Annotated in this window: 17 protein-coding genes; 11 read left to right on the forward strand and 6 right to left on the reverse strand. The window is 62.6% G+C overall.

Annotated elements, in window-relative coordinates; all coding sequences use genetic code 11:
* Positions 1-275 precede the first annotated feature (275 nt).
* From AAGS40_RS27750 to AAGS40_RS27770, 5 genes are all read left to right on the forward strand, one after another.
* Positions 276-2483 carry a glycoside hydrolase family 28 protein gene (locus AAGS40_RS27750; protein WP_345816760.1) on the forward strand — a complete coding sequence of 736 codons (2208 nt, stop codon included), beginning with the start codon at positions 276-278 and terminating at the stop codon, positions 2481-2483.
* Positions 2484-2753: 270 nt separating this feature from the next.
* On the forward strand, positions 2754-4034 hold the full coding sequence (locus tag AAGS40_RS27755; RefSeq protein ID WP_345816761.1) for an efflux RND transporter periplasmic adaptor subunit: 1281 nt from the start codon (positions 2754-2756) through the stop codon (positions 4032-4034).
* 15 nt (positions 4035-4049) lie between these two features.
* Complete coding sequence (locus AAGS40_RS27760) at positions 4050-7175, forward strand: efflux RND transporter permease subunit (RefSeq protein WP_345816762.1); 3126 nt, start codon at positions 4050-4052, stop codon at positions 7173-7175.
* Positions 7172-10495: an efflux RND transporter permease subunit gene (locus AAGS40_RS27765; protein WP_345816763.1), complete on the forward strand. Its 3324-nt coding sequence runs from the start codon at positions 7172-7174 to the stop codon at positions 10493-10495. The genes AAGS40_RS27760 and AAGS40_RS27765 overlap by 4 nt, the downstream gene beginning before the upstream one ends.
* Complete coding sequence (locus tag AAGS40_RS27770) at positions 10492-11988, forward strand: efflux transporter outer membrane subunit (RefSeq protein WP_345816764.1); 1497 nt, start codon at positions 10492-10494, stop codon at positions 11986-11988. Before AAGS40_RS27765 ends, AAGS40_RS27770 begins: the two co-directional genes overlap by 4 nt.
* A 139-nt stretch (positions 11989-12127) precedes the next feature.
* Here AAGS40_RS27770 and argE read toward each other — a convergent pair whose 3' ends face one another.
* From argE to AAGS40_RS27790, 4 genes are read right to left on the reverse strand one after another with little or no spacing between them, the layout of a single operon-like run.
* Positions 12128-13285: an acetylornithine deacetylase gene (gene argE, locus AAGS40_RS27775; RefSeq protein WP_345816765.1), complete on the reverse strand. Its 1158-nt coding sequence runs from the start codon at positions 13283-13285 to the stop codon at positions 12128-12130.
* Entirely contained in the window at positions 13278-13955 is a 678-nt protein-coding gene (locus AAGS40_RS27780; RefSeq protein ID WP_345816766.1) for a DUF1028 domain-containing protein, read from the reverse strand. The genes argE and AAGS40_RS27780 overlap by 8 nt, the downstream gene beginning before the upstream one ends.
* 9 nt (positions 13956-13964) lie before the next feature.
* The gene (locus AAGS40_RS27785; protein ID WP_345816767.1) at positions 13965-14405 is read right to left on the reverse strand and encodes a RidA family protein; all 441 of its coding nucleotides are present in this window, start codon (positions 14403-14405) and stop codon (positions 13965-13967) included.
* A 17-nt stretch (positions 14406-14422) separates the two neighbouring features.
* Positions 14423-15742 (reverse strand): NAD(P)/FAD-dependent oxidoreductase, encoded by a 1320-nt coding sequence (locus tag AAGS40_RS27790; RefSeq protein ID WP_345816768.1) that lies wholly within the window; start codon positions 15740-15742, stop codon positions 14423-14425.
* Positions 15743-15901: 159 nt separating this feature from the next.
* On the opposite strand from AAGS40_RS27790, the gene AAGS40_RS27795 reads away from it, so the two are divergent.
* The 6 genes from AAGS40_RS27795 to AAGS40_RS27820 all read left to right on the forward strand — a co-directional run bounded on the left by AAGS40_RS27795 (position 15902) and on the right by AAGS40_RS27820 (position 22486).
* A complete protein-coding gene (locus AAGS40_RS27795; RefSeq protein WP_345817614.1) occupies positions 15902-16828 on the forward strand; it encodes a LysR family transcriptional regulator in 927 nt (308 codons plus the stop codon).
* Between the two features lie 135 nt (positions 16829-16963).
* Complete coding sequence (locus AAGS40_RS27800) at positions 16964-18100, forward strand: SRPBCC family protein (RefSeq protein WP_345816769.1); 1137 nt, start codon at positions 16964-16966, stop codon at positions 18098-18100.
* 21 nt (positions 18101-18121) lie between these two features.
* Positions 18122-19303 (forward strand): ABC transporter ATP-binding protein, encoded by a 1182-nt coding sequence (locus AAGS40_RS27805; RefSeq protein WP_345816770.1) that lies wholly within the window; start codon positions 18122-18124, stop codon positions 19301-19303.
* A 1-nt stretch (position 19304) separates the two neighbouring features.
* The gene (locus AAGS40_RS27810) at positions 19305-20351 is read left to right on the forward strand and encodes an ABC transporter substrate-binding protein (protein WP_345816771.1); all 1047 of its coding nucleotides are present in this window, start codon (positions 19305-19307) and stop codon (positions 20349-20351) included.
* A 28-nt stretch (positions 20352-20379) separates the two neighbouring features.
* Entirely contained in the window at positions 20380-21633 is a 1254-nt protein-coding gene (locus tag AAGS40_RS27815; RefSeq protein WP_345817615.1) for an ABC transporter permease, read from the forward strand.
* Between the two features lie 25 nt (positions 21634-21658).
* Positions 21659-22486: an ABC transporter permease gene (locus AAGS40_RS27820; protein WP_345816772.1), complete on the forward strand. Its 828-nt coding sequence runs from the start codon at positions 21659-21661 to the stop codon at positions 22484-22486.
* A 262-nt stretch (positions 22487-22748) separates the two neighbouring features.
* Here the strand turns inward: AAGS40_RS27820 and AAGS40_RS27825 are convergent, their stop codons facing one another.
* Both AAGS40_RS27825 and AAGS40_RS27830 read right to left on the reverse strand, forming a co-directional pair.
* Positions 22749-24155: an amidase family protein gene (locus AAGS40_RS27825; protein WP_345816773.1), complete on the reverse strand. Its 1407-nt coding sequence runs from the start codon at positions 24153-24155 to the stop codon at positions 22749-22751.
* Positions 24156-24197: 42 nt separating this feature from the next.
* Positions 24198-24590 (reverse strand): RidA family protein, encoded by a 393-nt coding sequence (locus AAGS40_RS27830; RefSeq protein ID WP_345816774.1) that lies wholly within the window; start codon positions 24588-24590, stop codon positions 24198-24200.
* Between the last annotated feature and the right edge of the window lie 21 nt (positions 24591-24611).

Below are 24611 nucleotides of genomic sequence, written 5' to 3' on the forward strand. Positions count from 1 at the left end.
GTCGATGACGCGACCGGCCAGCAAACCATTTAACCCGACACCCGTCCCGACGCACGGCCGCGCCGCTCCACCTGCTCCTGCAAGCAAAGCCGAAGGAACAGCGTAGCCGCGCGTTGTGCGCCTGCACGCATTTTGAATCGCAGGTCCATTTCATCCGCCTCTGCGCTCGATGACAAATAATAAGGATCACTGATCTCAGCCCAACTCTTTCGATCGGCCGCGCCGTCTGCGGCATCCACGATTTGACAACGCCCACCAGGGGCAAGGAGACACCTGTGGCAACCCACGATAAAAACAGCGGCAAGCTGGCGTCATCGACAACCCGCAACCACGACCAGCCGAATTCGCCCAGACGCAGAAGCTTCATGATGCTGGCCGGCGCCTCAGCGGGTGCCACGCTGCTCAGCACCTTGCCCGGTTGCGGCGGCAGCGGCGACTCGCTGAGCACGTCGACGCCCGCCACGCCCACCACGCCCACCACGCCGAGCACTCCGGTCGACCCGATCTGGGGCCCCACCGGCCAGGCGACGGCGATCATCAACAAACTGTCCACCATCACGACGTCGATGTTCCCGGCGATTGACTTTCAGGTGACGAGCTACGGCGCGAAAGCGCTCTTGTCGTCCGCGTTGATCCAGGCGAGCGCATGGCCGGGCGGCACGATCCCGTGGGTGACGGGCACGCAGGCAGCGGCCTCGCCGCAAAGCCCGGGCTCGACAGTGATGGTGCCGTACGACGTCACGGACACCGCCTACGATTCATGCGCCGCATTCAACGCCGCCATCCAGGCTGCGCACGCGGCGGGCGGCGGCCGCGTCGTGGTGCCGGCCGGCAACTGGTATTGCGGCGGCCCGATCGTGCTGCTGAGCAACGTCAACTTCCATCTGACCTCGGGCTGCACGATCTACTTCAGCCCGAACCCCGTCGACTACGCAAAGAGCGGCCCGTATCCGACGACCAACGGCAATCTGTACTGGTCGCGCTGGCAGGCGAACGACTGCCTGAACTTCGGCGCGCCGATCTATGCCTACCAGCAAACCAACATCGCATTGACCGCCGACGACAACACCTGCGTGCTCAACGGCCAGGCAATGACGCCGATGCAATTGAGCACCAAAGCGCCGACCTCCTGCTGGTGGACCTTCAAGGGCACGAGCGGCGAATATGGTTATCTGAAGCCCGCATCGGGCGGCGCGCCGGTTTCGCAGGCGGACGCGAACACGGGCACGACCGCGTACTCGGCCAATTCCGCGTCGTACGCGGGCAATACGGCGTTGACCAGCCTGCCCGCCGGGCAGGTCACGAATCCGCAGGCGAACGTGTCGTTCAAAAATCAGGACGGCACCACGACGACGTTGATGACGCTGCTCACGGCGTCTGGCTGGAATCAGGATCAGAACTATTTGCCGGCGCTGTCTGAACTGGGCGTACCGGTGCTCGACCGCGTGTTTGGCCTCGGTCACTTCCTGCGTCCGTGCATGGTCGAGTTCATCGGTTGCACGAATGTGTTGCTGCAGAACTACCACACACAGAACACGCCGTTCTGGCAGCATCATCCGACCGACTGCACGAACGTGGTGATCGACGGCGTGTTCGCGGACAGCATCGGCCCGAATAACGACGGCTTCGACCCGGATGCGTGCAATTACGTGCTGGTGCAGAACGTCCAGTTCAACACCGGCGACGACTGCATCGCGATCAAGTCCGGCAAGTGCCTCGACACGCAGTACGGTCCGATGCAGAACATCGTGATCCAGAACTGCACGATGCAAAGCGGCCACGGCGGCCTGACGATCGGTAGCGAAATGAGCGCGGGCGTCGAGAACGTCTACGCGCGCAAGCTGACGATGCAGAACGCGAACTGGGCGACCAATCCGCTGAACATCGCGCTGCGGTTCAAGACCAACATGAATCGCGGCGGCTTCATCAACAACGTGTGGATCAACGGCGTCACGTTGCCGAACGGTGTGAATCTGACCGGCAAGTACGGCGGCGGCGCGTTGGGCGCGGGTTATCCGGGCTCAGTGGCGGGCACGGGCACGGTGGGTCTTGCCGCGAACCCGTCGACCGGCCAGGGTGGCCTGATTACGTTCGACTGCGATTACAGCCCGTCGGGTGACGCGGTGCGCTGGAACCCCGCAACGATCAACAACGTCAATATTTCGAACGTGCACGCGACCAACACGTCCGGCGCGGTGAGCTATCCGTTGACGTCGGGCTTCACGGCAACGTCAGGCTCGTGCTTCCAGGCGATCGTCGCGCAAGGCTCGGTCGCCGCGGATTACAACGGTCCGCTTCCGGTGCCTACCGTGTCGCCGATCACCGGTGTCACGATCTCCGACTGCAACCTCGGCACGCCGATCGCGGCAGGACCGGCGTCGGCGACAGTGCCGGGACCGGTGTTCGTGAACAACGTGAAGTCGATCACGCTCAGCAATGTGGTGATCGCGGGTGTGACGTATAACGGCGCGTTGACCGGGTAATGACTTGAAAGACTAAAGCGCGAGCGGTCTTCGGTCAGTGGTTAGCCGGGGACGCCACGCCGACCGTAACAAATCGAAACAGCCATCCATCGGAGATTGCGAAAATTAGCTCCACAGTCGGCTAGACTTTGCTACTAATGTTTGAGATCCTGACGCCGGCATTGGTGGTGTTCTCTCCTGCGGAGTTCGTATGGCGCTCTTCGACAGCAATTGGCCGAGCCGTCCGTGGACGGCGTTCGTCCCGTGCAACGGCTCATGCGAAGGAGCGCTATGAGCGAGGCGCCGGCCATCCCGACGAAGCGGCCCCGACGAGGCCGCATCCTGATTCTCCTTGTGGCGCTGGTGCTCATCGCGCTGGTGGTCTTCCATCTGCTGCACGCGAGGGCGCCCAAGCCCGTGGTGGCGCCGCAGGTCGTGACCGTCGCCCGCGTCACTACCGGGCCCATGCCGGAAACGCTCAACGAACTGGGCACCGTCACCCCTGTCGCCACTGTAACCGTGCTGCCGCAGCTGAGCGGCTACCTGACCGCCGTCGGCTACCGTGAAGGCCAGGAAGTCCAGAAAGGGCAATTTCTCGCGCAGATCGACCCGCGTCAGTATGAAATCAGCAAGCGTCAGGCGGAAGCCCAACTTGCCAAGGACAACGCAGCGCTAGCGCAAGCCCGCGCCGACCTCGCGCGTTACAGCCAACTGAACGAGCGCAAGTCGATCGCCCAGCAGACCTACGCAGACCAGCAGTTTCTCGTCCAGCAGGACGAAGCGGCGGTCAAGGCCGACGAAGCCAGCATCGCGCAATACGTCCTCGACCTGACCTATTGCCGTATCACGGCGCCGGTGTCAGGCAAGGTCGGGCTGCGCCTCGTCGACCCGGGCAACTATGTGACCGCATCGAGCCAGCCGGGCATTGCGGTCATTACGACAATGAAGCCGACCACCGTCGAATTCACCGTGCCGCAAACCGCGCTCGACAAGGTGCTGCAACGCACCACTGCCGGCGCGCAACTGCCGGTCACGGTGTTCAGCAGCGACAATGCACACCAGCTCGCCACCGGCACGCTGTACGCGATCAACAACCAGATGGCGACGGCTACCGGCACGGTCACGCTGCGCGCGGCCTTCGCCAATGACGACGAGCGGCTCTTTCCCAACGAATTCGTCAACGTCCGCCTGCTGGTGGACACCTTGCAGAACGCGTTGCTGGTGCCTACCTCCGCCGTGCAAAGCGGCGCGCCCGGCGACTATGTGTTTCTGGTCAACCCCGACAATACGGTGTCCGTCCGCAAGGTCGCGCTAGGACCCAGCGACGGCCAGCATACGGTGATCACGGCGGGGCTCGCCGCAGGCAATACCGTCGTGACGGACGGCCTGGATCGCCTGAGCGACGGCGTGAAGATCAAGCCGTCCGCCGCGCGCGCGGCCACAGGCGCCACAGGTGCCTCAGGTGCCTCAGGTAGCTCAGGTGCCTCAGGTGCCGCCGGCGCGGCAGATGCGCGTGCAGCAAGCCATTCGCGACCGGCCTCGGCGCCCGCTTCCGCGTCCGCCGCCTCGTAGCCCGCGCGCGCGCCGATGAACTTCTCCCGTCTGTTCATCCTGAGACCCGTGGCGACCTCGCTGTTGATGGTCGCGCTCGTGCTCGTCGGCCTGGTGGCGGTGCGCTTTCTGCCGGTGTCGTCGCTGCCCGATGTCGACTATCCGACCATCCAGGTCCAGACCTTCTACCCCGGCGCGAGTCCCAACGTCATGGCGACCACCGTGACCGCGCCGCTCGAAGTCCAGCTCGGCGAGATTCCCGGCTTGCAGCAGATGGTCTCGTACAGTTCAGAAGGCGCGTCGGTCATCACGCTGCAATTCGATCTCTCGCTCAATCTCGACATTGCCGAGCAGAACGTGCAGCAGGCCATCAACGCAGCGAACAGCTTTCTGCCGACCGGCCTGCCCGCGCCGCCGACTTACGCGAAGGTCAACCCGGCCGACCAGCCGATCCTCACGCTCGCGATCACGTCGAAGTCCATGTCGCTGACGCAGTTGCAGGACACCGCCAACAACCGGCTTGCCACGAAAATCTCGGAAGTCCCGGGCGTGGGTCTCGTCACGACCGCCGGCGGCAATGTGCCGGCGGTTCGCGTCGAAGCGGACCCGCAAAAGCTCGCCGCTTACGGCCTCAATCTTGACGATCTGCGCACCCTGCTCTCGAACGTCAACGTCAGTCAGCCAAAAGGTAATTTCGACGGTCCTGATCTCGATTACACGATCAACGCAAACGACCAGATCGTCGATCCGCAAGACTATCTGGCCACGGTAATCGCCTATCAGAACGGCGCGCCGGTCTATCTGCGCGACGTGGCGCGCGTCAGCCAGGCGGCGCAGGATGTCGAGCGCGGCGCGTGGTACAACGGCACGCCGGCCATCGTGCTGAACGTGCAGCGTCAGCCGGGCGCCAACGTGATCGCCACCGTCAACCAGATCATGAAACAACTGCCGGCGCTCGAATCGACGTTGCCGGCCGGCCTGCAGGTCACGGTGGTTGCAAACACCACCGGCGTGATCCGCTCGTCGGTATCGGACGCCGCATTTGAACTCGTGCTCGCCGTCGTGCTGGTCGTGCTGGTGATTTTCGTGTTCCTGCGCAACGTGCCCGCCACGATCATTCCGAGCATCTCGGTGCCGGTCTCGCTGATCGGCACGCTCGCCGTGATGTACCAGCTCAACTATTCGATCGACAACCTTTCGCTGATGGCGCTGATCATCGCGACGGGTTTCGTTGTGGACGATTCGATCGTGATGATCGAGAACATCGTGCGTTATCTGGAGGAAGGCAAGACGCCGCTCGAAGCCGCGCTCCAAGGCGCCGGCCAGATCGGCTTCACGATTCTCTCACTGACGGTCTCGCTGATCGCGGTGCTGATTCCGCTGTTATTTATGGGCGGCGTGATTGGACGCCTGTTCAGCGAATTCGCGATCACGCTCGCGGTCACGATCGTAATCTCGGCGGTCGTCTCACTGACCGTCGTGCCGATGCTGTGCGCACGCCTGTTGCGGGCGCAGGCGCAACGCCATCCGAGCCGCTTCGAGCGCATCAGCGAAGGCCTGTTCGACAGGACGCTTTCCGCGTATGAGCGCGGCTTGCGCTGGGTGCTCGATCACCAGACGCTGACGCTGGTGGTCGCGGTCATCACCGTTGCACTTACCGCGATCCTGTACGTCGTGATTCCCAAGGGTCTCTTTCCGGTGCAGGACGTGGGAGTGATTCAGGGCATCAGCGTGGCCGACAATTCGGTGTCGTACGCATCCATGGTCCGGCGCCAAACCGCACTCGCCGAAGCGATCCTCAAAGACCCCGACGTGGTGTCGCTCACGTCTTATGTCGGCATCGACGGCACCAATCCGACGCTAAACAACGGCCGCTTCCTGATCAATCTGCGCCCACGCGACGACCGCTCGGTCACCGCCGAGGAAATCGGCCGCCGGCTTCAGCAGGAAGTCGCGAACGTGCCGGGCATCCGCCTCTATCTGCAACCCGAGCAGGACCTGACGCTCGACACCTCGATTTCGCGCAACCAGTACAACTTCGTGCTGCGCGGGCCGAACCAGCAAGCCTTCAACGAGTACGTGCCCGCGTTGATCGCGCGCATGAAGGCGATTCCCGCGATCACGGACGTCACGAGCGATCTGAACACCAACGGCCTGAGCGTGAACGTCGAAGTGAACCGGCAGCTGGCGGCGCGCTACGGCATAACGGCGGCCACGATCGACAACGCGCTATACGATGCGCTCGGTCAGCGCATTGTCTCCACCATCTTCCAGCAGTCCGATCAGTACCGCGTGATTCTGGTGGCGAAGCCGGAGACGATACCCACCGTGCAGTCGCTCGGTAATCTCTATTTGCCGAGCCAGACCAGCAGCACCGGCCAGGTGCCGCTCTCGGGCATCGCGAAGATCAGCATCACGCAGTCGCCGCTGTTGATCAGCCACCTCGCGCAGTTCCCGGCGGTCACGATCTCGTTTAACCTCGCGCAAGGCGCGTCGCTCAGCGCGGCCGTATCGCAGATTCGCGACGCCGAACGCGCCGTGAATCTGCCGCCGTCGATCACGTCGTCGTTCCAAGGCGCGGCTCAGGCGTTCGAGGATTCGCTTTCCAGCGAGGTCTATCTGTTGATCGCCGCGCTGGTCGCGGTGTACATCGTGCTCGGCGTACTGTACGAAAGCTATATTCACCCGGTCACGATTCTGTCGACGCTACCCTCGGCCGGCATCGGCGCGCTGCTGGCGTTGATGATCGCCGGCAGCGATCTCGACGTGATCGGCATTATCGGTATCGTGCTGCTGATCGGCATCGTGAAAAAAAACGCGATCATGATGGTGGACTTCGCGCTCGAAGCGGAGCGCGAGCACGGCAAGCCGCCGCGCGAAGCGATCTTCGAGGCATCGCTGCTGCGCTTCAGGCCAATCCTGATGACCACCCTCGCGGCCATGCTGGGCGCGCTGCCCATGCTGCTCGGCACCGGCACCGGCTCCGAATTGCGCCGGCCGCTGGGGCTCGCGATCATCGGCGGCCTCATGGTGAGCCAGGTGCTGACGCTCTTCACCACGCCGGTCATCTATCTGTTCTTCGACCGGCTGGCGCAGCGGGTCAACGCGCGCCGCCGCATTCCGAATGAGGGCGCCGCCGCGCCGCCGGAGAACGCGCCGTGAACATCTCGGCGCTGTTCATCCGGCGCCCGGTCGCGACCGTGCTGCTGGCCGTCGCGATCCTGATCTCGGGCGCGCTCGCGTATTTTCGCCTGCCGGTCGCGCCGCTGCCGAACATCGCCTTTCCGGTCATCGCGCTGCAGGCCAACATGGCCGGCGCAAGCCCGGAAATCATGGCTGCCACGGTCGCCGAGCCGCTGGAGCGGCGCCTCGCCACCATCGCCGACGTGAGCCAACTCACGTCGATCAGCTATGTGGGCTCGTCGATGATCATCGTCGTGTTCGGCCTGAACCGCGATATCAACGGCGCGGCGCGCGACGTGCAGGCCGCCATCCAGGCCGCACGCGCCGATCTGCCGACCACGCTGCGCAGCAACCCGACGTACCGCCAGTACAACCCGGCCGGCGCGCCGATCATGGTGCTCGCGCTGAGCTCCGACACGCTGACCAAGGCCCAGCTCTACGACTCCGCCGACTCGGTGATCCAGCAGCAGTTGTCGCAGATCAGCGGCGTCGGACAGATCACGCTCGGCGGCGGCGCACTGCCTTCGGTGCGCGTCGAACTGGAGCCCGGCAAGCTGAACAGCTACGGCATCGGCCTCGAGGACGTGCGTGCGGCGATCGGCGCCGCGAACGCCAATAGCGCGAAAGGCCACATCGACCAGGGCGAGCAACGCTACGTGGTCACCTCGAACGACCAGATCAGCAAGGCCGCGCCGTATCGCGACGTGGTGATTGCCTACCGCGACGGCGCCCCGGTCTTTTTGCGCGATGTCGCGCAGGTGCGCGACTCGAACGAGAACATCCGCAACGCGGGGCTCTACAACGGCAAGTCGGCGGTGCTCGTGATCGTGTATCCGACGCCGGGCAGCAACGTCGTGCAGACGGTCGAGCAGATTCGCGCGCGCCTGCCGATCATCGAAGCCGCGTTGCCGAGTGCGGTGCAGGTGAACGTCGCGATCGACCGCTCGGAGTCGGTGCGTTCGTCAGTGGCCGATACGGAGCGCACGCTGTTCATCGCGGTGCTGCTGGTGGTGGGCGTGGTGTTCGTGTTCCTGCTGTCGCCGCGTGCCACGCTGATTCCGGCGGTCGCCCTGCCGCTCTCGATCGTCGGCACGTTCGGACCGATGTATCTGCTCGGCTACAGCATCGACAATCTTTCGCTGATGGCGCTGACAATCGGCACCGGTTTCGTGGTCGACGACGCGGTCGTGGTGCTGGAAAACATCGTGCGTCATCTGGAAGCCGGGCTCGATCCGAAGGAAGCCGCATTGCGCGGCAGCGCCGAAGTCGGCTTCACGGTGATCTCGATGAGCGTGTCGCTGATCGCGGTGTTTCTGCCAATCCTGCTGATGCCCGGCATTGTCGGGCTGCTGTTTCATGAGTTCGCCGTCACCCTGTCGATCGCGATCCTGCTGTCCCTGCTGATCTCGCTGACCATCACGCCGGTCATGTGCGCCTATCTGCTCAGCCGCGAGCGCGCGATGCATTCCCAGGCGCGCTGGGCGCGCTGGATCGAGGCACAGTTCGAGCGCTTCAAACAGGCGTATTCGCACTCGCTGTCCCTGGCCCTCGATCACGCGCTGGCGGTCGTGCTGCTGTTGATCGGCCTGCTGGTGCTCAACGTATTCCTCGCGCGATTCCTGTCCGGGACATTCTTTCCTGAGCAGGACACGGGCATCCTGATCGGCCAGATCATCGCCGACCAGAGCATCTCGTTCAACGCGATGGAAAGGAAGCTCGCCCAATTGCAGGCCATCGTGAAACAGGATCCGGCCGTGGCATCGGTCGCGGGCTTCACGGGTGGCCGGGCGCTGAACACGGCCAACGTGTTCATCGAGCTCAAACCGCTTGCGCAGCGCCACCTGTCCGCAACCGAAGTGGTCAACCGCCTGCGACCCAGGCTCAACGCAGTCTCGGGCGCGCGACTCTTCCTGCAGGCGCAACAGGATCTGCAGATCGGCGGTCGCCAGGCCGCGGCCGAATACCAGTACACGCTGTCCAGCGACGACGCCGACGCACTCTTCACGTGGGTGCCGAGACTCGTGACCGAGCTCGGCAAATATCGCGGCAAGATGGAAGACGTGAACTCGGACCTGCAACAGAACGGCCTGCAAACGTACGTGAATTTCAATCGCGCGACGGCCACGCGCTACGGCTTCCAGCCGAACCAGATCGACAACGTGCTGTACGACGCGTTCGGCCAGCGCACCGTGTCGACCATCTATAACCCGCTCAACCAGTATTTTGTCGTGATGGAAGTCGCACCGGCATACTGGCAGTATCCGCAGGCGCTCAACCAGATTTTCCTGAGCACGGCCGCCGGCAACGCGAGCGGCACGCAGCAGACGCAGATGTCGGGCGCCACCGTCAAAGCGGTGCAGCAGCCCGCCGCGATCGTCAGCGCATCGAGCAGCAGCGCGAATACGAATTCACTGAACGCCGACGCCGAAGCGAACCAGCAGACCAATAGTATTTCGAACAGCAAGGGTGGCAATTCGAGCGGCAGCGCGGACAGCACCGCGGCTGAAACCATGGTCCCGCTTCCCGCGATGATGAGCTTTGCAAACAGCCACACTGCGACCCAGGTCAACCATCAAAGCGGCCTCGTGGCGGGCACCATCTCGTTCAATCTGCCCGCCGGCGGCTCGCTCAGCGAAGCCGGGCAGATCATCGCGCAGGCCGAGCGCGATATCGGCATGCCCGCTTCGGTCCATGGCGCCTTCGCGGGCGCGGCGCAAGCGTATGCCCAGTCGATGGGCGCCGTGCCGCTCCTGATTCTCGCCGCCCTCGTAGTGGTCTACCTCGTGCTCGGCGTGCTCTACGAGAACACCGTGCATCCGCTGACCATTCTGTCGACACTGCCGTCGGCGGGCATTGGCGCGACCCTCGCCTTGCTGATCTTCGGCACGCCGTTTTCGGTGATCGCGATGATCGGCATCATTCTTCTGATCGGCATCGTCAAGAAAAACGGCATCATGATGGTGGACGTCGCGATTCAGTTGCAACGCCACGAAAACATGAATGCGCGCGATGCGATTCACGAGGCGGCGGTGGTACGGCTGCGCCCCATCATGATGACAACCGCAGCCGCTGTGCTGGGCGCGGTACCGCTAGCGATCGGCATCGGCCAGGGTGCGTCGCTACGTCAGCCGCTGGGGGTGACGGTCATGGGCGGGCTGCTCGTCAGCCAGGTTTTTACGTTGTACACGACACCGGTGATTTACCTCTACCTCGACCGGCTGCGCGCGCGACTTGCGAAGTGGTCCGCGCGCCTGCCATGGAATCGCCGCGGCGAAGCACCGGACACGAGCGCGTCATGAAGACACTTTTCCACTCCAGACTGGCCGGCGCGTTGCTCGCGCTATCGAGCGTACTGACAGGCGGCTGCATGGTCGGGCCGGACTATCATCGGCCGCCCATCGCCACCCCGGCCACCTGGAAAGAACTGCCGGGCTGGACCGAGGCGCAGCCCGCCGCCGAGCGCCCCAAGGGGGACTGGTGGACGGCCTTCAACGATCCACTGATGGACTCGCTCGAACCGCTCGTCTCGGTCTCGAACCAGACCGTGCGCCAGGACTACGCGAACTATCAGCAAGCGCTCGCGGAAGTCCGTATTGCGCGCGCCGCCCTCTTTCCGACGATCGGCGTGACCGGCTCGACGACCCGCGAACGCTCGTCGTCGGGCAATTTCAACAGCAGTTTGCTGAACGGCGCCGCGGGCATCGGCAATTTTCAGCGCATCAACAACAGCGGCACGCTCGAAGCCAATGCCAGTTGGGCACCCGACCTGTGGGGTCTCGTGCGCCGTAACATCGAGCAAAGCGCTGCGACTGCGCAAGCCAGTCAGGCCACGCTCGCAAATGCCACGCTTTCCGAGCAGATCGCGCTGGCCAACGCGATAATCGATCTGCGCGTAACGGACGCAAATGTCGATCTGCTCACGCACACCGTCGCAGCGTTCCAAAAATCGCAGCAAGTCGTCTCCGATCAGAATAACGCCGGCACTGTTCCGCCCTCCGATCTGGTGACCGCGCAGACCCAGTTGGAATCCGCACAGTCGAGTCTGATCGCACTGGGCGTGTCGCGTGCGCAATACGTTCACGCGATCGCCGTGCTGGTCGGTAAAAACCCCGAAGAACTGGAAATCCCAACGAACTCCACGCTGCCGACGCTGCCCTCCATTCCAGTCAGCGTGCCCTCCACGCTCCTCGAGCGCAGGCCTGACATTGCCGCCGCGGAACGTCAGATGGCGGCGCAGAACGCCGCGATAGGCGTTGCCGTCGCCGCGTATTACCCCACCATTTCGCTTTCGGCGCTGGACGGCTTCTCGCAGTCGCCATTGTCGGGGCTGCTGCACATGGCCGCCTACGTGTGGTCGTTGGGCGGCCAGGCCAGCGAAACGCTCTTCGACGGCGGCCAGCGCAGCGCGCAGGTCGACGCAGCGAAAGCATCGTACGATGCCGCGGTGGCAAACTATCGCGGCACGGTGCTGGCGGCGTTCCAGGGGGTGGAAAACGATCTGGCGGGTTTGCGCATTCTTTCGCAGCAATCGGCCGTGCTGGAGCAGGCCGTGCGCGACGCGACACGAGGCACCGAGATCGCGCAGGACGAATACGAGGCGGGCACGGTCGATTTCACGACGGTCGCGACCGCGCAGACGACCCAGCTCAATCTTCAACAGACCGCCTTGAACGTGACACAGACGCGCCTGCAGGACGCGGCGTCATTGTTCGGCGACCTGGGTGGCGGCTGGTCCTACAACGCGCTGGTGAGCGATCCACCGAAAGCGGCGCAACAGCAGGTGTCGCCTTGAAAGCCTCGTTCGCGTTCTGGCGTTTGCGTTCATCTGACAAGATTGGCACCGCCCGAATACCGATCGTCGATATTGTTTGCCGCCGCCTGTGTCTCGCGGACCGCTCGCGTCAGATGCCGACATGACGCATCGGCAACCTTCAGTTTGACAGGTGATTTGCGAGGCGAAGCAACATGGCGTCGCACGCCCGCAATTGCTCGACGGTCACGTACTCGTCCGGCTTGTGTCCCTGATCCATACTGCCGGGCCCGCATACGACGGTTGGAATGCCCGCCTGTTCGAATAGACCGCCTTCCGTACCGAAGGCGACAGTGCCGAATTCCGTCGATCCGGATATCAACGCGAGCAGACGCGCCGCTTCGCTGTCAGGCGATGTCGCCAAACCCGGATACGCCGACAGCGGCTTCAGGCTGATGTCGGTGTCCGCGTTGATCGCGCGCATCTTCGGCAGTAGTTGGGCCTGTGCATACGTCTCCAGGCGGTCCGCGACCTCGGCGGCATCAAAGCCCGGCAACGCACGCACTTCGAAATCGAACTCGCACTCAGCGGGCACGATATTGAGCGCGCGCCCGCCTTTAATCACACCCGTTTGCACCGTGGAATAAGGCGGATCGAAACGTTCGTCGTGATGATCGGGCTGCGCAAGCGCTTCGCCGATCTCGTCGAGATGGTTGATCAGACGGGCGGCGTATTGAATGGCGTTGACGCCATAAGGCGCGTAGGCCGAGTGGCACGGCGCGCCCTTCACGCAGCAACGCATCGCAAGCTTGCCCTTATGACCCAGCACCGGCCTGAGTCCGGTCGGCTCGCCGATCAGGCAAAGAACCGGCTTATGTTCGCGACGCGCGAGTTCTTCGAGCATTGAACGAACGCCCAGGCAACCTACTTCTTCGTCATACGAGAAAGCAAGGTGTACAGGCATCTTCAGGCCGCGCCTGACGAAAATCGGTACTGCGGCAAGGACCGAAGCAAGAAAGCCCTTCATGTCCGCCGTGCCGCGTCCGTACAAACGGCCATCTTTCTCGACGAGGGTGAAAGGATCGACAGTCCATGCCTGACCATCGACCGGGACCACATCCGTATGCCCCGACAGCGCAACGCCGCCGCGATCGCGCGGACCGATCGTCGCGAACAGATTCGCCTTGGTGCGCTCGTCGTTATAAAACAGTTCGCATTCGACGTCATGCGCCGCCAGGTAATCGCGAATGAACCCGATCAGCGCGAGATTCGAGTCGCGGCTGACGGTTGGGAAACCGATCAGCGATTCGAGCAAGGTACGGCTCGACATCTCATTCATCGCCGGGTACTCCGTAGCGTGGTGCGGCAGTGGGGTTTAACGCGCGCGTCACATAGTCGTTCATTTGCGGCTTATAGGCGGTCCACAGATCGCCGAGCTTGCCAATCGGATCTTCGTCGGCCCAATCGACACGCAGGTCAACGAGCGGCCAGGTCAGATCGCTCACAATTTTAAGCGCAGCCGAATGTACCGGACCCGCCTCGCCTCCCGCCATGATCGCTGCATTCATGGCCGCAAGCAGCCTGTCGGCAAGATGGCCTTCGGCCTTTGCAAACGCTTCCGGCATCGCTTCGATAACGTGCTTGCCGGACAGCATGTTGCCCGCGGCGACGCACTGATCGCCAGCGACCGCGTGATACGTGCCCAACGCTTCCTTGCCACTGAAAAAAGCCGTGCGGCCTTTCGCATCGATCACGGTCACCTGACGAAATTCACGCCATTCGTTTGCGTCGAGTGCCTGTTTCAGGGCTTCCGCTGGAGCGAGTTGCCTCTCGCCGAGCAGATCGAGAATCTGCGGCCCGAGTGCAGGCAACGTCACGTTTTGCGTGGCGACCGCGCCCACACCTGCACGCAACCAGGGACAGCGTGCGCCCACCGCAATGCTCGACGAACTGATCGCAATCCCGAGTTGCCCCGTCTTCCCGCAACGACCTACGATAGAGAAAGTCATGCGTGCTCCTTACGCGCTGGGCGGCGGCGTCCATCCATCGGGAACAACGGCGATCACATCAATTTCCATTAGCCACTCCGGCTGTCCCAACGCGACCACGGTCAAGCCCGTCGAAATGGGAAACACGCCCTTCAGCCACTTGCCGACTTCACGATACACCGGTTCACGAAAGCGCACGTCAGTGAGATAGGTCGTCGTCTTGACGATGTGCGAAAGGTCACTGCCCGCTTCTTCGAGCAACTGCTTCACGTTTTTCATCGCCTGTTCCGCTTGGGCACGAGGATCGCCCAAACCGACGAGGTTGCCCTCGAAATCCGTGCCGATCTGCCCGCGTACATACACGGTATTACCGGCGCGCACGGCCTGGCACAGATCGTTGTCGAGCGTCTGGTTCGGGTACGTATCCTTGGTGTTGAACATGCGGATACGGGTATGCGTAGGTTGACTCATCGATTCACCTTCCCTGTTTAATTGACCTGGACGCTTTCTTCACGCCGCGGTTCTTGCGCCTGACATTGCGGGGTGTCGTGCGGGGTGTCGTAATACGCCTGATAAGTGCGCTGCGTGACGATGTGATCGGCAACGTGCTTCGCGTCGTGCCAGACGCCCCAGATAAACGCTGAACCGCGTCGCGACAACCAGGGCAGGCCAAGAAAATACACGCCCGGCTCCTTCGACACACCGCGCTGATGTTTCGGCTTGCCCTTCTCATCGAATGCATCGACTTGCAGCCACCTGAAGTCGGTTGTGTAACCCGTCGCCCAGATGATCGATGCGACGCCTGCCTGCTCCAGATCGAGATCCAGCAGCGGATGGGTCAGACAGTCCGGATCGGACGGGATCTCGCGCGCTTGCGGCTCGGCAGGAAGATCGAGGCCGTTGCGGGCTGCGTAATTGTCGGCTGCATCGAGCAAGGACAGATAGTTTTCGTCGCCACGCGCGATGTTCTTCGCGAGGTCGGCATTGAAGTGCACGACGCTGCCCTCGAACGATTTCGTCAGACCGACGAGCGTGATGCCCTGATGTCCGAGGCGGCGGAAGTCCACCGTTTGCCCGCCTCGCGCACCGCTCACTGCGATGGTCACATGCTCCCGGCCAGGCTTCATCACCTCGGCGTCCCACTCGCCGAGCACACCCAGCCACCAGCAGAAATCGCGTCCGCGATATGCACGCGGCGGACGGTCATGCGCGCCGACGGACAAATACACGTTGCGGCCCGCGCGCTGCAGTTCGTCGGCAATCTGCACACCCGACGATCCGGCGCCCACCACCAGCACGCCACCTTCCGGCAGTTGTTGCGGGTTGCGATAGTCCGCGGAATGCAGTTGCGTGAGCGATGTAGCGTGCGGCGCAATCGGCGGAATCACGGGCTTCTGGAACGGCCCCGTCGCCACGACGACGCGCCGCGCTTCTATCACGCCATCCGAGGTCTCGACGGTAAAGCCTTCGCGGCCCGTATTGCGCACGACCTTCGTTACTTCGACACCGGTGCGAACTGGCGCGTCGAACTTCTTTGCGTACGCAACGAAGTAGTCGGCGACTTCTTCCTTGGGAGCGAAGGCATCCGGCGCGGTCTCGGCGAATTCAAGGCCAGGAAAGCGATCATGCCAGGCGGGGCCGTTGGCAACGAGCGAATCCCACCGCCCCGTGCGCCAGCGCTCCGCAATGCGCGCGCGTTCCAGCACCAGATGCGGCACGCCGTTGCGGCTCAAATGTTCGCTCATTGCTACGCCGGCCTGGCCTGCGCCTACTACGAGCGTATCGATCGACGTTGTTCCTGCTGTCATGGCTGCGTCCTTGCAAAGGCGGTATGTCCTCGCAAGAATTTACGCGCCGAAACAGGATCGATAAAATATTTTCAAAAAATGCATAGCATCGGAAAAAGCTATGCTCGGTTTTTTGTCCGCTACACAATCCGTTCGTCCATTCTCTGGAAAACGACACTGATGGAAAGCCACGCGCTTCGCTATTCGCTGCGCCAGCTGCGCTACTTCGTGGTCACGGCCGAAGCACTGTCCTTTACCGCAGCGGCTAAAAAGTTGCACATTTCGCAGCCGTCCATCTCCACGGCCCTGGCCGATCTGGAAGTGTCTTTTGGCGTGCAGCTTTTTATCCGGCACCATGCAAGCGGTCTTTCCCTGACGCAAGCCGGACGCGACCTGCTCGGCCAGGCCCGCAATCTTCTGAAGATCGCGGAAGAGCTGCAAATGGCTGCGAAGGAGATGGATGGCGGCATGACAGGCTCGATAGCGTTGGGCTGCCTCGTTTCGCTGGCGCCGCCGCTCATGCCGGGACTGATTGCACGCTTCACCGAGAACCATGCGGGCATCTCCTTTCGCACTGTCGAGGCGCACCAGGACGCGCTGCTTCGCGGTCTGCACGACGGCTCGCTGGATATCGCGCTGACATACAGTCTGGACCTGACCGAAGACATCGCGTTTACGCCGCTGCTGTCTTTGCCGCCTTACGCCATTCTGCCGCGCACGCACAGGCTGGCGCGCGCCCGCAAGATTTCGCTGGCGGACTTGTTGCCCGAGCCTTATGTGATGCTCGATCTGCCGCACAGCCGCGAGTACTTCGCGGCACTTTTCGATGCGGCGGGCAGCCGCCCCGTGCCTGCTTTCCGATCCTCGCAGCCGGAAGTGGTACGCGGCATGGTGGCCAACGGGCTCGGCTACAGCCTGCTCAACTTTCCGCTCAAGTCCAATCGGACCGTGGACGGCGAAGAGTTCGTGATCAAGCGCTTCAAAGACAACGTGAACGCAACGATGCTCGGCATCGCGCAGTCGCGCACCATGAAGCCCCGCCAGGTGGTGCATCGCTTTGCTTCGTTCTGCGAGAACTACATACGACGCCTGAACATCGACGCCTGAACCGTGCTGCATAGTCAAAAGCTTTGTTCTGTATCCGAAAACTATATTTTGACTGGGATATTGGCTTGATAGATTGAGTCCGTGCCGGGCGCATTGCGCCGCGCGCTCCTGCTCAACGCACGCAAGGACCAAGTCATGGACAACGCCGGACTGACCGAATTGATCGACGCATTGCGCACCGGCTGCGATCGTCCGTTCGGCGACGCTCGCGCCATGCCGCCTCGGGTCTACACATCAGCGGAATTCCTGGCGCTCGAAGAGCGCGACATCTTCCAGCGCGAATGGCAATGCGTGGGCCGTGCAAGCGCGCTCAAAGCGGCCGGCGATTATCTGACGGCAACCATCGGCGCACAGCCGGTGGTCGTTGTGCGCGACGAACAGATGCAACTCAAGGCAATGTCCAACGTGTGCCTGCATCGCATGTCGATGTTGCTCGAAGGACGCGGCAACGTGCGGCGCATCGTGTGCCCTTATCACGCGTGGAATTACTCGCTCGACGGCGCATTGAAGGCGGCGCCTCTGATGGACCGTCAGGAAGGTTTCTGCAAGGAGAGCTACAGGCTGCCCGCCGTGCGGTGTGAACAATGGCAGGGCTGGATTTACGTCACGCTCGATCAGAATGCGCAGCCGGTCCGCCAGCAGCTTGCGGAACTGAGCCCGCTAATCGACGCGTACGGTATGACCGACTACATCGAAACGTTCTATGAAGAGCACGTGTGGGACACCAATTGGAAGATCCTCGCCGAGAACTTCATGGAAAGTTATCACCTGCCGATGCTTCACCGCGCAACGGTAGGTCCGCACTCGCGCCTCGAAGAGATGGAGTGCCCGCCGGGCCATGCGGCGTTCAATTACCACTGGATCACGAAGGAAGCGTCGCTGCCTATCGGCAACGCGCATCCGGACAACACGCGCCTGATTGGCCACTGGCGTAAGACTACCGCTTTGCTCGCTATCTATCCGACGCATCTGATTACATTGACGCCCGGCTATTTCTGGTATCTCGTGCTGCAACCGCAAGGCGTCGGCCGCGTGCACATACGCTTTGGCGGCGGCCTGTCGCCAGAATTCATTGCCGATCCCCAAGCAAATGCGCATATGGCGACGCTGAAGACATTGCTCGACGAAGTCAATGCCGAAGACCGGCGCGGCGTCGAAGCCGTCTTTCGCGGCGTGCATGCGCCGCTCGCCAAACCGGGACATCTCAGCCATCTCGAGCGGCCGAACTACGACTTCGCGCGTTACCTCGCGAGCAAGCTGAATCTGCAGTAAGAACGACAGGACGCAATCACGATGTCTAATCCTTCCTTCATCTCGTTCTCGGGCGTGAGCAAGTCGTATGACGGCGTGAACTTTGTCGTCGACGATCTGAACCTCGATGTGCGCAAGGGAGAGTTCCTGTCGCTGCTCGGACCTTCGGGATCAGGCAAGACGACCACGCTGATGATGCTGGCGGGATTCGAATCGCCGACACAAGGCGAGATCCGGCTCGACGGCAAGCGGCTCGATGACAAGCCGCCGCACCAGCGTGACATCGGCATGGTATTCCAGAACTATGCGTTGTTTCCGCATCTGACCATTGCGGAGAATGTCGCGTTTCCGCTGTCGGTCAGACGCGTGAGTCGCGCCGAACAGAAGACGCGCGTCAAGCGTGCGCTCGACATGATCGAGTTGCCGCATCTGGCCAATCGCCGTCCCGCTCAACTCTCCGGCGGACAGCAGCAACGCGTCGCGCTCGCACGCGCACTCGTGTTCGAACCGAGTGTCGTCCTGATGGACGAACCGCTCGGCGCACTCGACAAGCGCCTGCGTGAAACGATGCAATACGAAATCATGCGGCTGCATCGCGAGCTGTCTCTGACGATTGTCTACGTGACGCACGATCAGGCCGAAGCGTTAACCATGTCGAACCGCGTCGCCGTGTTCTCCGATGGCCGCATACAGCAGGCGGCCACGCCGAGCGAGCTTTATGAAAACGCCCAGAACGCTTTTGTCGCGAACTTCGTCGGCGAAAACAACGGGCTGACCGGCCGCGTCGTGAGTTGCGACGAGCGGTGGGCGACGTTCGCGCTGACGGACGGCAGCACCATTCGCGGCCGGTGCGAAGCGGGCTTGCGCATTGGCGACGAAGCCATGCTCGCGCTACGCCCCGAGCGTGCGCACCTGCCGGGCGCAGAAGGTCTGCAACCCGATGAACGCGATAACGTCGTGCACGCGCGCGTGGAAGAGTTGGTGTATTGCGGCGATCACCACCGTGTGCATCTGACGCTCGGCTCGCGCGATTCAATTGTCGTCAAAGTGCCCAACACCCAGCGTCATGCGCTGCCCTCTGCGGGCGACACCGTCCAGGTCACCTGGCGTCATGACGACTGCAAGATTCTCGCGATCAGCGCGCAGCCCCGCCCGCCCGCGATCAATACCTTCGCCCCACCCTCACCTTCTCTCATCACGACCGCACCTGCAGGAGCCAACTGACATGCGCACTCTATTCAGAACACAATGCGCCGCACTCGCCCTACTCGCTATCTCCAGCGTCACCACGCAAGCAGCCGAAACGCTGAACGTGGTGACGTTTGGCGGCGCATTCGAAGCTGCGGCAAAGAAGGCCTGGATGGACCCGTTCACGCAGTCGACCGGCACCCAGTTTTCGCTCGAATCCTATGACGGCGGACTCGCCAAGCTTTCAGCAATGGAACAGGCGAAGAACACGACATGGGACCTGATCGACCTCGAAACCAACGACGCGATCACCGCCTGCGATGAAGGTCTGCTCAGGAAGTTCGACAAGAAGTCGCTCGGCAATACCAGTGACTATATTCCCGGTTCGATCAGCGATTGCGCGGTGGCCAGCATGGTCTGGTCGACGGTCTACGCTTACGATTCGAGCAAGCTGAAGAGCGCGCCGACCACCGTCAACGATTTCTTCGACGTGCAGAAATTCCCCGGCAAGCGCGGCCTGCGCAAATCGCCGAAGGTGGCGATGGAATGGGCGCTGATCGCCGATGGCGTCGATCCCAAGGATGTTTACAAGGTGCTCGGCACGCCCGCAGGTGTCGACCGTGCGTTCAAAAAACTCGATACCATCAAGAAGAATATCGTGTGGTGGGAGTCGGGCGCGCAAGCGCCGCAACTGCTCGCCGACGGCGCGGTAGTGATGGTGCAGGCGTACAACGGTCGCATCGACGATGCAGTGAAGAAGGACCACAAGCCCTTCAAGACCGTATGGGATGCGCAGGTCTACGACTTCGAATGGTGGGGCATTCCAAACGGCGCGAAGCATGCCGATCTGGCCTCGAAATTCATCGTGTCGCAAGCCCAGCCGAAGGCGTCAGCAGACCTGGCGAAGTACATCGCTTACGCGCCGCCGCGCAAGGACGCGGTCGCCCTCGTCGACAAACAGCGTCTCGCCGACATGCCGACCGCACCGGAAAACTTCAAACGCGCCGTGCAGATCAACGCGAACTTCTGGGCCGATAACGCCGATGCGATCAACAAGCGCTTCCAGGTGTGGCTCACGCAATAAGGCAATTGAAGCAGACGAGATGAAGAACATGCCTGCACCGATCCACGCACCCATCGGCGGTCTTTCCCGGGCCCAGGAGGGCCGCGCGTCCTATCACCAGGCGCAGCGGCGCGCGTCGGTGCAGGCACTTCTGCTCGCATTACCGCTTATTGTGTTTCTGGTCTCCACGTTTATCGCGCCCATTGCGATGCTGCTTGCACGCAGCGTGCAGAACCGCGAGGTCGCCGACAGCATGCCCGCGTTCGCGCAAGCCTTGAATGCGTGGGACGGGCAAGGTGTTCCCGGCGAACGTACGTTCGCGCTGCTTGCATCGGGGCTGAAACAGGCCCAGGAAAGCGGCCAGTTGGGAGCGGTTGCGCGCCGTCTGAACTTCGCGCAGCCGGAGTTTCGCAGCCTGCTGATGCGCACGGCGCGCAATATTCAGGATGACGCACCGAAAGCGTGGAAGCCCGCGTTGATCGGTATCGATGAGCGATGGAACTCGCCCGAGGTGTGGCGCCTGTTCAAGCGCGCGGCCGAGTCGCCGACGCCCGACTATCTGCTTGCCGCGATGGACGCGCAGGTCACGCCGCAAGGGGCCATTGCGTCGATGCCCGCCGATGCGTCGGTCTATCGCGAAGCATTCGCCAGGACCATTTCGATTAGCGCGACCGTGACGCTGATTTGCCTCGTGCTCGGTTATCCCGTTGCATGGCTGCTCGCCAGTTTGCCCGCGAAAACCGGCAACCGTCTGATGCTGTTCGTGATCGTGCCGTTCTGGACATCGCTGCTCGTGCGTACGACCGCGTGGTACGTTCTGCTGCAACCGGGCGGTGTCGTCAACAGCGTGCTCTCGGGGCTGGGTCTTGCCACCCATCCTGTACCGCTGATTTTCAATCGTACGGGTGTGTTGATCGGCATGACACATGTGCTCTTGCCTTACATGATTCTGGCGATCTACTCGGTCATGAAAGGCGTTTCGCCCGTCTACGTGCGTGCGGCGATGTCGCTCGGCGCGCATCCGTTCACGGCCTTCGTGCGCATTTATATGCCGCAGACGCTGCCTGGCGTCGGTGCGGGATGTTTTCTCGTGTTCGTGCTGGCGCTTGGCTACTACATCACGCCTGCGCTGCTCGGCGGCGCAGGCGACGAGATGATCAGCCAGCTCATCGCGATGCAAACGAATACGCAGCTCAACTGGGGACTTGCGGGCGCACTGTCGGCGTACCTCGTGATCTTCACGGCGGTCTTCTACTTCCTGTTCAACCGCATTGTCGGCATCGACCGGCTGCGCTTCGGTTGACCCATCAGCATCGAAGGACACGCTCATGCAAGACAAACGCAACACAGTGCTGACGGAACGCGTCGCTGCACGCTGGGTTCGCGTGCACACGGCGCTCGTGCTGTTTTTCCTGATTGCACCTATTCTCGCGATCATTCCGCTGTCGTTCAACTCAGGCTCGTATTTCTCTTATCCGATGCAGGGCTTTTCGTTGCGATGGTACGAGCAGGCACTGACCAGCGCGGACTGGCAGCGCGCGTTGCTGAACAGCGTGGGCATCGGCGCGGCATCGACCTTGATCGCGACCTGTCTCGGCACGCTCGCCGCACTCGGATTGTCCCGCTCCCAGTTCCCGCTGCGCTCGGTCATCATGCCCATCATCATTTCTCCGATGATCGTGCCGATCGTCGTCGTGGCGGCGGGCTTCTACCTGATCTTCGCACCGCTCGGACTGGTGAACTCGTACGCAGGCGTCGTGCTTGCGCATGCGGCGCTCGGCACGCCATTCGTCGTGATCACCGTGACAGCGTCGATGTTGTCGTTCGATCAAAGCCTGTTGCGCGCCGCATCCGGTCTTGGGGCCAACCCTTGGACTGCGTTCCGTCGCGTGACCCTGCCGCTTATCACGCCAGCTGTCGCAACGGGCAGCGTGTTTGCGTTCGCAACTTCGTTCGATGAAATCATCGTGATCCTCTTCATCGGCGGCCCGGATCAGAAGACCGTGCCCCGCCAGATGTGGAGCGGCATTCGCGACTCCATCGATCCTTCCATTCTCGCGGTTGCGACCATGCTGATCGTGTTCGCGGTCTTGCTGTTCGTCAGCATTAACTGGTTGCGGGCGCGAGTGCCGGCGGCAAACGGGGCGTTGAACTGATTGCGCAGCACTCACGATGCGCTTTCTTCCTTTTCCCGCGTGTGCTATTGCTTCTTCAAATGCATCGATTGAATAAACAACGGCGACAGTGATCTGGAGCGGTACTTCGCTCCAGTCTCGGCAAATGACCGCTGTCGGGTCCCCAGCAGCCGCCGGGCCGCCGGGCCGCCGGACCGAGCCGGGGCGAGTCCAGCCAGATACACCGCAATAGTCGAATAGCAGGGATGCCACGCGAGGCTTTTGGATCAACGGGCAACAATGCCTAGCTAACCGTACACAACACTTCACTCAGTCGATGCGCCAGTTGCAGCAGCTGCGCATCCGAGTATCGCGGCCCGCCGAGTTGCAAACCGACCGGCAGCCCGTTCACCCGCCCGCATGGAATCGAGATCGCCGGCAGATGCACGAGATTGAACGGCGCGGCATAGCCGATCAGATTGCGGTTCGCTTCCGAGGTGATCACGCCATCCGGATAGAAATCGCCTACGCGCGGCGCGGTGAACGGTGCGCTCGGCGACACGATGACGTCGAAGCGCTGGAACGCCCCGAAGAAATCCTCGGCGAGTTTGGCGCGCGCATCGATCATGCGCTGGTTGTCGTCGGCGCTCCATGTATCGGCCAGACGCAACACGGAACCCACGGCTTCGGGGCCGCGATAGCTTGCGCTCCTGCCACGCAGACGTAAGGTCGCCTGGCGCATATACGTCATGAATGGGTCGTCGCACAGGCGCTCAAACGTCTCGACCTCGAGACCGAGCGTGTCGAACGCGCCCAATGCGCGCATCACGCAGGCCAGCACCTCGGCATCGGGCTTCTGAAACCCGAAGCTCGCGCTAAAGCCGATTCGCAGACGCGGCAAAGGCGCACGCAATGCGTCGGCATAGCGGACATCGGCGCGACTTTGTTCCGTCCAGTCGCGCCCATCGGGGCGCGCAATCACATCCATCGCCAGCGCAAGGTCTTCGCACGATCGGGCGATCGGACCGGCAACCGTCCGATCCGTTTGCCCCGGGTAATAGGGCACGATACCAAACGTCGGCTTGTGCCCGAACGTTCCGGTGAACGAGGCCGGCAGACGGATCGAGCCGCCGCCATCGCTTCCGATGGCGATCGCACCCATGCCCGCGGCCACCGCCGCCGCCGCGCCGCCGCTCGATCCGCCCGGACTGTGCGCGAGGTCGACCGGATTGCGCGTGATGCCCCACGCGGCCGTCTGCGTGACCGGCACGACGCTCAGCTCCGGCATCGTCGTCTTGCCGAGCATCACCGCGCCGGCTTCGCGCAGACGCGCCGCGCACGGACTGTCGAACGACGACTCCTCCTGACGCGCCGGTCCGCCCCGATTCGGCGCGAGAAAACCCATCACGTCGATATGATCCTTGATCGATACCGGCACGCCATCGAGCGGTGACAACGGCGCGCCGGATAGCCAGCGTGCCTCTGCCTCGCGTGCACTGACGCGCGCCGCATCCGCGCGGGTTTCGCAGAACGCATGCAGTTGCGGATCGAATTCTGCGATCTGCGAGAGCGCCGCCTCGGTCACTTCGACCGGCGACAGTTCGCCTGCACGGTACGCGTGCGACAGCGCACTCGCCGTCAGCGCAAGAATCGGATTCCTAACGGGTATTGACGTGCGCGTGTGCGCATCGATGGCCATCTCGTCACTCATGAAACTGTCTCCGTTCGAGGCCGCGCCCCGGGTCAGTCGACGCTATTGCGCCTTGAAGGCGATCGCCTCGATTTCGATCAGCCAGTCCGCACGCACGAGCGCGGGCGACACCGTCAGCGTCGAAGCAGGCCTTGCACCATCGAGAAACTGCTCGCGCACGGGACCGAGTTGCGCGACAGTCGACACGTCGGTGACGTAGGTGTTCACCTTCACGAGGTCGTGCACCGTCATGCCATCGGCTGCGAGAATGGCGACGAGATTGAGCCAGCATTGCGTGGCCTGCGCGGCGAAACCGTCGGCCAGCGTGCCATCCGGCGCCACGCCGACCTGCCCCGCGATATAGAGCGTGCGGCCCGTGCTGCGTGTGGACACGCCATGGCTATAAGGGCCGGTCGGCGCAGGCACGGTATCGGGATTGAGTTTCACGACAGTCATCTTCAGGATTCCATCACTCGG

Source organism: Paraburkholderia sp. PREW-6R (assembly GCF_039621805.1).
Taxonomy (GTDB): Bacteria; Pseudomonadota; Gammaproteobacteria; order Burkholderiales; family Burkholderiaceae; genus Paraburkholderia.